An 8584-nucleotide genomic window follows, 5' to 3' on the forward strand; every position below is an offset into this window, starting at 1 on the left:
TCTTCGCAACGATCAGCGAAGGAGCGCGATTCTATCGCAAATCAGCGTGCGTCGGCTGTTGCTTCCGCCTTCGCGGCGTCTTCGGCGGCTGCCTGGCCAGCGGCGAAGGCCCGCCGTTTGAGCTCGATGAGCTCGGCTTTTTTGCTCGCGAAGCGTTTCAGGGCGCAGCGTTCAAGGACCTCGGCCGGGAACGACAGGTGGTCCGAAATGGCGCCGAGCATCACCGTGTTGCCCAGGCGGATGTCACCGGGTTGCTGGGCGATGGTCGACGCGTCGAAGGAGTACGCCCGCGTACCGGCGGCGCGGTTGTCGAGCAGCAGGACGGTGACGTTGCCGCGGTTGTGGACGATGTCCAGCAGGCCCTGCATGCCCATGAGCAGGAAGGTCGAATCGCCGATCACGGCGACGATCTCATGGTTCTGCTCGGTGTCGCTGCGGCCCTTGTCGAGACGCAGGGCCATGCCCATCGAGGCACCCATCGAGATGCACGCGTCGAGCACGTGCCACGGCTGTCCGAAGCCCAGCGTGTAGCCGCCGATATCTCCTGAGATGGTCAGTTTGCGCAGTTGCGAGAGCGTGAAATCTACGCCCAGATGCGGGCAGGCGACGCACATCGTCGGCGGTCGCGGAAAGACCTGCAGCGGCGTCGCTGCGGCCGCCGCCGGCGCTGGCTCGCCGAGCAGCCGGGCGATCGCCGGTCAGGGTCATGGTCATCAGGGCGTCGGAGGCGAGGTTCATGCCGACGTGCTTCATCGCGCAGAAGCTGCGTGAGCCGGCCATCGAAGCACCGAAAGCGACCTCGAGCGAAACCTTCTCGTTGCCCGACCGTTCGGCGTAGATCCCGGGATACGTGGCGACGCATTCGAGCATCTCGGTCGCCGGCTTCCCACACGGCGCGCGCCACGGCCTCGTTGCCAGACATCAGCAGCCGGCTGGGTCCTGTCGCGGGGCGTTCGGACAGGGCTGCTTCTGCGCGCATCGGGTCTCCCGGGACGATGGAAAATCCATGACAGAACGTTGAAGTTGGCGGCTCGGTCCTGTTTTCACGTTGACCCGGATCAACTTCCTGCGCGAGCACTGGTCTATCGAGGGTGCCGGCAGCGCCACCACCGGCCGTGTTGCGATGGCAAATTGCACGATATAAAAAGCTGTTTTACAATGCGGGAAGCGATCTTTGTTGCGCTGCGGTACCATCATGCCACGCAACGTATTACCCTCGCTGCTGCCGTCCAGTTTGGCGCGCAGCACACACCTTCATTTCATGATTCTGCAGACCAGGAGACAAGTTCATGGCAGCTCTGCCCGAAAACGCGCTGTCGGCCGGCATCACCGATGCGGACCCGCAAGAGACCCAGGAATGGCAAGACGCACTGAGCGGCGTGATCGACCGGGAGGGCGCGGAGCGTGCCCACTACCTGATCGACGGCCTGATTTCGCAGGCGCGGCAAGCGGGGATCGATATTCCGTACAGCGCCACTACCGAGTACGTCAACACCATTCCGGTCGACCAGCAGCCCAAGTATCCGGGCAACGCCGATCTGGAAATCAAGATTCACAACTACATCCGCTGGAACGCGATGGCGATGGTCGTGCGCGCCAACCGGGACAGCAACGTCGGTGGTCATATCGCTTCGTTTGCCTCGGCAGCGGCGCTCTACGACGTCGGCTTCTCGTGGTTCTGGCACGCACCTTCCGAACAACACGGTGGCGACCTGATCTTCTTCCAGGGCCACTCGGTACCGGGCGTTTACGCTCGTGCGCACCTGCTCGGCCGCCTGACCGACGAGCAGATGGACTGCTTCCGCCAGGAAGTTGACGGCAAGGGAATTTCGTCGTACCCGCATCCCTGGCTGATGCCCGATTTCTGGCAATTCCCGACCGTCTCGATGGGTCTCGGCCCGATCCAGGCGATCTACCAGGCACGCTTCATGAAGTACCTCGACAGCCGCGGTTTCATCGACGCCGGCGACCGCAAGGTCTGGGCTTTCCTGGGCGACGGCGAGACCGACGAAGTCGAGTCGCTGGGCGCCATCGGCATGGCTGCGCGCGAGAATCTCGACAACCTGATCTTCGTCATCAACTGCAACCTGCAGCGTCTCGACGGGCCGGTACGCGGCAACGGCAAGATCATCCAGGAACTCGAAGGCACTTTCCGCGGCGCCGGCTGGAACGTCATCAAGCTGGTATGGGGAACGCAATGGGACACGCTCCTGCTGCGCGACAAGAAGGGCATCCTCAAGCAGCGCATGATGGACGCCGTCGACGGCGAGTACCAGACCTTCAAGGCCAAGGACGGCGCCTACGTTCGCGAGCACTTCTTCAATACCCCGGAGCTCAGGGAACTGGTCGCCGACTGGACCGACGAACAGGTCTGGGGGCTGAACCGTGGCGGCCACGACATCTTCAAGATCTTCAGCGCCTACAAGAGCGCCGTCGAACACCAGGGACAGCCGACGCTGATCCTGGCCAAGACCATCAAGGGCTTCGGCATGGGCCAGGCCGGCGAGGCGATGAATATCTCGCACCAGCAGAAGAAGCTCGACTACGAAGCGATCAAGCGCTTCCGCGACCGCTTCAACCTGCCGGTCGCCGACAATCAGCTCAAGGAGCTGCCGTACCTGAAGTTCGAGGAAGGCTCGCCCGAGCTGACCTACATGCGGCAGCGGCGGATGGACCTCGGTGGCTACCTGCCGAAGCGTCGGCGCACCGCACCGGCGCTGGAGATTCCCGCTCTTTCAGTGTTTGACGCGCTGCTCAAGGCGTCGGGTGAGGGGCGCGAGGTGTCGACCACGATGTCCATCGTCCGCTTCCTGAACATCCTGCTCAAGGACAAGAAGATCGGCCGGCACGTGGTCCCGATCGTACCCGACGAATCACGCACGTTCGGCATGGAAGGTCTGTTCCGGCAGATCGGGATCTGGAATCAGCAAGGGCAGAAGTACGTCCCCGAAGACCATGACCAGCTGATGTTCTACAAGGAGTCGATCGACGGCCAGGTATTGCAGGAAGGGATCAACGAAGCCGGCGCGATGAGCGACTGGATTGCCGCCGCTACCTCGTATTCGGTGCATGGCGTGCAGATGATCCCGTTCTACATCTGCTATTCGATGTTCGGATTCCAGCGGGTCATGGACCTCTGCTGGGCGGCTGGCGACCAGCGGGCGCGCGGTTTCCTGATCGGTGGTACCGCCGGCCGGACGACGCTGAACGGCGAAGGTCTGCAGCACGAGGACGGTCATTCGCTGATCCTCTCCGGTCTGATTCCGAACTGCATCAGCTATGACCCGACCTTCTCGTTCGAAGTCGCGGTGGTGATGCGCGAGGGCCTGCGCCGGATGTGCCAGGAGCAGGAGGATGTCTTCTACTACATCACCGTGATGAACGAGAACTACGAGCATCCGGAAATGCCGGAAGGAGCCGGGGCCGACATCCTCAAGGGCATGTACCTGCTGCGCCGCGGTCAGTCGTCGGAAAGCAAGCCGGCGGCGCCACGCGTCCAGTTGCTCGGTTCCGGAACGATCTTCCGCGAAGTCATCGCCGCCGCCGAACTGCTCAAGAACGACTGGGGCGTCGATGCCGACCTGTGGGGCTGCCCGGGCTTTGGCGAACTGGCACGCAACGGCAACGACGTGCAGCGCTGGAACATGCTGAATCCGACCGAAAAGCAGCGGCTGTCGCACGTCGAGACCTGTCTGGCCGACACCCGCGGTCCGGTCGTCGCCGCGACCGATTACGTGCGGCTGTTCGCCGAGCAGATTCGTCCCTTCATCAACCGTCGCTACGTGACGCTGGGTACCGACGGCTTCGGCCGTTCGGACACCCGCGAGAAGCTGCGCCACTTCTTCGAAGTCGATCGTCGCTGGGTCACCGTCGCCGCGCTGAAGGCACTCGCCGATGAAGGTACGATCGAGCGGGAGACGGTCGCCACGGCGATAGCCAGATACGGCATCGACCAGAACAAACCCAACCCGATGACGGTTTAAGGGAGCCCTCTGATGAGTCAAGTGATCGAAGTAAAAGTCCCCGACATCGGCGATTACACCGATGTGCCGGTGATCGACATCTGCGTCAAGGTCGGCGACGTGGTCAAGGTCGATGACGCGCTGGTGACCCTGGAATCCGACAAGGCGACGATGGACGTGCCGTCTTCGGCGGCCGGCGTGGTCAAGGAAGTGCGCGTGCAGCTTGGTGACAGGATTTCGGAAGGGACCGTCGTCGTCGTCGTCGAAGCGTCGGCCGGCGCGGTCGCGACACCGCCTCCGGTCAGCGCCGCGGCGCCGGTCGCCGCCGCCGCGACGCCAGCCGCTGCCCCTCCGGCACCGGCTGCAGCGAGCGGCGGCGGGACGGTCGAGGTCGTGGTGCCGGACATCGGCGACTACAGCGATGTGCCGGTGATCGACGTCTGCGTCAAGGTCGGCGACACGGTGAAGGTCGACGATGCGCTGGTGACCCTGGAATCCGACAAGGCGACGATGGACGTTCCATCGTCGGTGGCCGGGGTGATCCGGGAGATCAGGGTCAAGCTCGGGGACAAGGTCTCGGCCGGGGTGGTCGTCGTTCTGGTTGACAGCAGTACTGCCGGCACTTTGGCGGCTGCCCCGGCGGCGCCCGCGGCCGTACCCGCCGCCAGTGCCCCGGCGGCGTCCGCGGTGGCCAGTGCAGCGCCTGCGCCAGTCCCCGCGCCGGCTGCCGCGCCAGTTGCCGCCGGTCTGCCTCTCGGCTCAAGGACGCACGCCAGTCCATCGGTGCGCCTGCTGGCACGCGAACTGGGCGTCGATCTCGCTCGCGTGACGCCGAGTGGGCCGAAGAGCCGGATCGTCAAGGAAGACGTCACGGCCTACGTTAAAGGGGTCCTGAGCGCGCCGCCGGCAGCGGCTGCCGCAGGCGCCTCGCTTGGTGGCGGCCTCGACCTGCTGCCCTGGCCGAAGGTCGACTTCGCCAAGTTCGGCGCCGTCGAAGTCAAGCCACTGGCGCGAATCAAGAAGATTTCCGCTCAGAACCTGGCACGCAACTGGGTGATGATCCCCGCAGTCACCTACCACGAAGACGCCGACATCACCGACCTCGAAGCCTTCCGCGTGGCGATGAACAAGGAGAACGAGAAATCAGGCGTCAAGATCACCATGCTCGCCTTCCTGATCAAGGCGTGCACCGTGGCGCTGAAGAAATTTCCCGAGTTCAACAGCTCGCTCGATGGCGACAATCTGGTGTTCAAGCAGTATTTCAACATCGGTTTCGCCGCCGACACGCCGAACGGACTGGTCGTCCCGGTGGTCAAGAACGCCGACCAGAAATCGGTGCTCCAGATCGCCGTCGACAGTGGCGAACTGGCCCGCAAGGCCCGCGATGGCAAACTCGGACCGGCCGACATGTCCGGTGCCTGCTTCACCATTTCGAGCGTTGGCGGGATCGGCGGCACCTGTTTCTCGCCGATCGTCAATGCCCCTGAAGTGGCGATCCTCGGCGTCAGCAAGTCGGTGATGAAGCCGGTCTGGAACGGCAGTCAGTTCGAGCCGCGGCTGATCCTGCCGATGTCCTTGAGCGCTGACCACCGGGTCATCGATGGCGCGCTGGCGACCCGTTTCAACGTCCATGTCGCGCAATTGCTCGCCGACATGCGGCGCGTGCTGCTCTGATCGGGAGAAAATCATGAGCCAGATCATTGAAGCGAAAGTGCCCGACATCGGCGACTATCACGACGTCCCGGTGATCGACCTGTGCGTCGCCGTGGGCGACACGGTCAAGGTCGACGACGCCCTGGTCACCCTCGAATCCGACAAGGCGACGATGGATGTTCCGAGCAGCGTCGCCGGCGTCGTCAAGGAAGTGCGGGTCAAACTGGGCGACAAGGTCTCCGAAGGCGCGGTGGTAGTGCTGATCGAGACCGCCGGCGCTGCGTCGGAGGCAGCAGCACCTGTACCGGCGGTTGCCGCCGCCGCAGCGCCGGCGCGCGCACCACAGGCCGCCGCAGCGATCGGCAGTAGCGCCGACATCGAGTGCGAGATGCTGGTCCTCGGTGCCGGTCCCGGCGGTTACTCGGCAGCTTTTCGCAGCGCCGACCTGGGAATGAAGACGGTCCTCGTCGAGCGTTACGCGACGCTCGGCGGCGTTTGTCTGAACGTTGGCTGTATCCCCTCGAAGGCGCTGCTGCATATCGCCGGGGTAATGGAGGAGGCGCAGCACATGGCCGACTGCGGCGTGAGTTTCGCCGCGCCCAGCGTCGACCTCGACAAATTGCGGGCGCACAAGGGCAAGGTCGTCGGCAAGCTGACCGGCGGTCTGGCGGGAATGGCCAAGGGTCGCAAGGTTGAAGTCGTGCAGGGCGTCGGCCAGTTCGTGGACCCCAACCACGTCGAAGTGACGCTCGCCAGCGGCGGCACCAAGCTTGTCCGTTTCCAGAAGGCGATCATCGCCGCCGGCTCACAGGCGATCGCGCTGCCCTTCATGCCCAACGAAGATCCACGCGTCGTCGACTCGACCGGGGCTCTGGAGTTGCGGCAGATTCCGAAGCGGATGCTGGTCGTCGGGGCCGGCATCATCGGCCTCGAAATGGCCACCGTGTACTCGGCGCTCGGTTCGCGGATCACCGTCGTCGAACTCGGGCCGATCGTGATGCCCGGCGCCGACCGTGATCTGGTCAAGGTCTGGGAGAAGAAGAACGCCCATCGTTTCGACCGCGTGCTGCTCAACACCGGCGTCGTCGCCGCCACGGCCCGGCCCGATGGGATCGAGGTCACCTACAGCAACGACGAGAAGGAGAGCTTCGACCTCGTGCTGGTCGCTGTCGGGCGCACGCCGAACGGTGGCAAGCTCGCTGCCGACAAGGCCGGGGTCGCGGTCAGCGACCGCGGCTTCATTTCGGTCGACGCGCAACTGCGGACCAACGTGCAGCACATCTTCGCCATCGGTGATCTGGTCGGGCAGCCGATGCTGGCACACAAGGCGGTGCATGAAGCGCACGTCGCTGCCGAAGCCGCCAGCGGCAGCAAGCGCTGTTTCGATGCCTTGCAGATTCCGTCGGTCGCCTACACCGATCCGGAAATCGCCTGGGCCGGCAAGACCGAGGACCAGTGCCGTGCCGAAGGAATCAAGTTCGGCAAGAGCGTCTTCCCCTGGGCAGCCTCTGGCCGTGCGCTGGCCAACGGTCGCGAAGAGGGTTTCACCAAGCTGATCTTCGACGAAGAGTCGCACCGGGTGATCGGGGGCGGCATCGTCGGGACGCACGCGGGCGACCTGATCGGCGAAGTCTGCCTGGCGGTCGAAATGGGCTGCGATGCTGCCGATATCGGTCACACCATCCACCCGCATCCGACGCTCGGTGAGTCGGTGGGGATGGCGGCCGAAGTGTACGAGGGCGTGTGCACCGACCTGCCGGCGATGAAGAAAAAGTAGTAGTAGTCGGGTGCCAGCCTCGGGCGGTGACGCCGCCGCGCTTCGGGCGCGGCGGCGTGCCGATTCTGCTGCTGGTTTGACGACGCCAGCACAAGTAAGGGCCGGTCAGCCATTTCTGGCTCGTGCCGCGCCTTCCATTCCCCCAGGCTTGCGGCCGATCGACGATCCCGCAGGCCATCCATCGGTGAGGCCCCATGAAACTGTACACCTATGACCGCGCTCCAAACCCCCGCCGCCTGGGCATGTTTCTGAAATACAAGGGCATCGAGATCGAAACCGCGCAGGTGGACCTGAGAAAGGCGGAGCAACTGACCGACGAGTATCGGGCAATCAACCCGGAGATGACGGTACCAGCTCTGAAACTGGACGACGGCACCGTGCTCAGCGAGGTGATCGGGATCTGCACCTACCTCGAGCAGATCTACCCCGACAGACCCCTGCTCGGGACCACCGCCCTGGAAAGAGCCCTGGTCGTCAGCTGGGATCATCGCTTGTTCGCCGCCATGATCATGCCCATCGCCGACATGCTGCGCAACAGCGCCGAGGCCTTCCGCAACCGGGCGCTGGCCGGGCCATACGATGTCCCGCAGCTCGCCGAGATGGTCGAGCGCGGGCGCTTGCAGCTGCACTACATCCTGCCTGACCTCGACGCCAAGCTGGCGCGCGGCGCTTGGCTGGCCGGTGACAACTTCACTTTCGCCGATATCGACCTGCTCGCCGCAGTGGATTTCATGGCTTGGGTGAAGGAGTCCGTGCCAGAGGAGTGCGCGCACCTCAAGGCGTGGTATGCGCGGGCGCAGGCCGAGCTGGCGTGATCTCGCGCTGCCGGACGGTGGTTCCGGCTTGATGCGGGAATCGACCCGAGTCCAGGAGATCGTTCTCGACCGCGCGGTCCCGACCGCTTCCGGTGCCGGACCGTCTTCAGCCGTCCGCCAGCTCGGGGGCGTCTTCGTCACTACCGCCGGCGGAGAGCCGGTCAGCGGCGTCTGTCTCGCCCTCGACAGACGCGGCGGCCGACGACCACCCGGGCGATGATACCGCCCGGTAACCAGCTGCGTCGCGCAGGCTCAAGTCACCAGGAAGTCCGCGTTGCTCAGCGCCAGGCCGCTGCTCAGCGTGGCGAACTGCACCGCGGCGGCGCCGCCGGTGCCGGCAGCATCGTAGTACAGCGCACCGGAGGTGCTGTCGTAGA

General features: G+C 64.6%; 6 protein-coding genes and 1 pseudogene. 4 read left to right on the forward strand and 3 right to left on the reverse strand.

The window, feature by feature from the left end:
* Nucleotides 1-41 precede the first annotated feature (41 nt).
* The 3 genes and pseudogenes from Q1L50_RS13070 to Q1L50_RS13080 all read right to left on the reverse strand — a co-directional run bounded on the left by Q1L50_RS13070 (nt 42) and on the right by Q1L50_RS13080 (nt 1248).
* Nucleotides 42-320, reverse strand: a complete 279-nt coding sequence (locus Q1L50_RS13070; protein ID WP_300339445.1) for a 2-oxoacid:acceptor oxidoreductase family protein — start codon at nt 318-320, stop codon at nt 42-44.
* Nucleotides 300-979: pseudogene (locus tag Q1L50_RS13075) on the reverse strand (thiamine pyrophosphate-dependent enzyme); the annotation flags it as partial. The pseudogene Q1L50_RS13075 and the gene Q1L50_RS13070, both read right to left, overlap by 21 nt.
* Entirely contained in the window at nt 922-1248 is a 327-nt protein-coding gene (locus tag Q1L50_RS13080) for a hypothetical protein (RefSeq protein WP_300339446.1), read from the reverse strand. The pseudogene Q1L50_RS13075 and the gene Q1L50_RS13080, both read right to left, overlap by 58 nt.
* Nucleotides 1249-1289: 41 nt before the next feature.
* On the opposite strand from Q1L50_RS13080, the gene aceE reads away from it, so the two are divergent.
* The 4 genes from aceE (at nt 1290) to Q1L50_RS13100 (ending at nt 8207) form a co-directional block, all read left to right on the forward strand.
* Nucleotides 1290-3983 carry a pyruvate dehydrogenase (acetyl-transferring), homodimeric type gene (gene aceE / locus Q1L50_RS13085; protein ID WP_300339436.1) on the forward strand — a complete coding sequence of 898 codons (2694 nt, stop codon included), beginning with the start codon at nt 1290-1292 and terminating at the stop codon, nt 3981-3983.
* 12 nt (nt 3984-3995) lie between these two features.
* Nucleotides 3996-5636, forward strand: a complete 1641-nt coding sequence (aceF, locus tag Q1L50_RS13090; RefSeq protein ID WP_300339438.1) for a dihydrolipoyllysine-residue acetyltransferase — start codon at nt 3996-3998, stop codon at nt 5634-5636.
* A 13-nt stretch (nt 5637-5649) separates the two neighbouring features.
* Entirely contained in the window at nt 5650-7392 is a 1743-nt protein-coding gene (gene lpdA, locus Q1L50_RS13095) for a dihydrolipoyl dehydrogenase (RefSeq protein ID WP_300339440.1), read from the forward strand.
* 194 nt (nt 7393-7586) lie between these two features.
* Complete coding sequence (locus tag Q1L50_RS13100) at nt 7587-8207, forward strand: glutathione S-transferase family protein (protein ID WP_300339442.1); 621 nt, start codon at nt 7587-7589, stop codon at nt 8205-8207.
* Nucleotides 8208-8584 lie beyond the last annotated feature (377 nt).

The sequence above is a fragment of the Accumulibacter sp. genome, assembly GCF_029255145.1.
GTDB lineage: Bacteria > Pseudomonadota > Gammaproteobacteria > Burkholderiales > Rhodocyclaceae > Accumulibacter.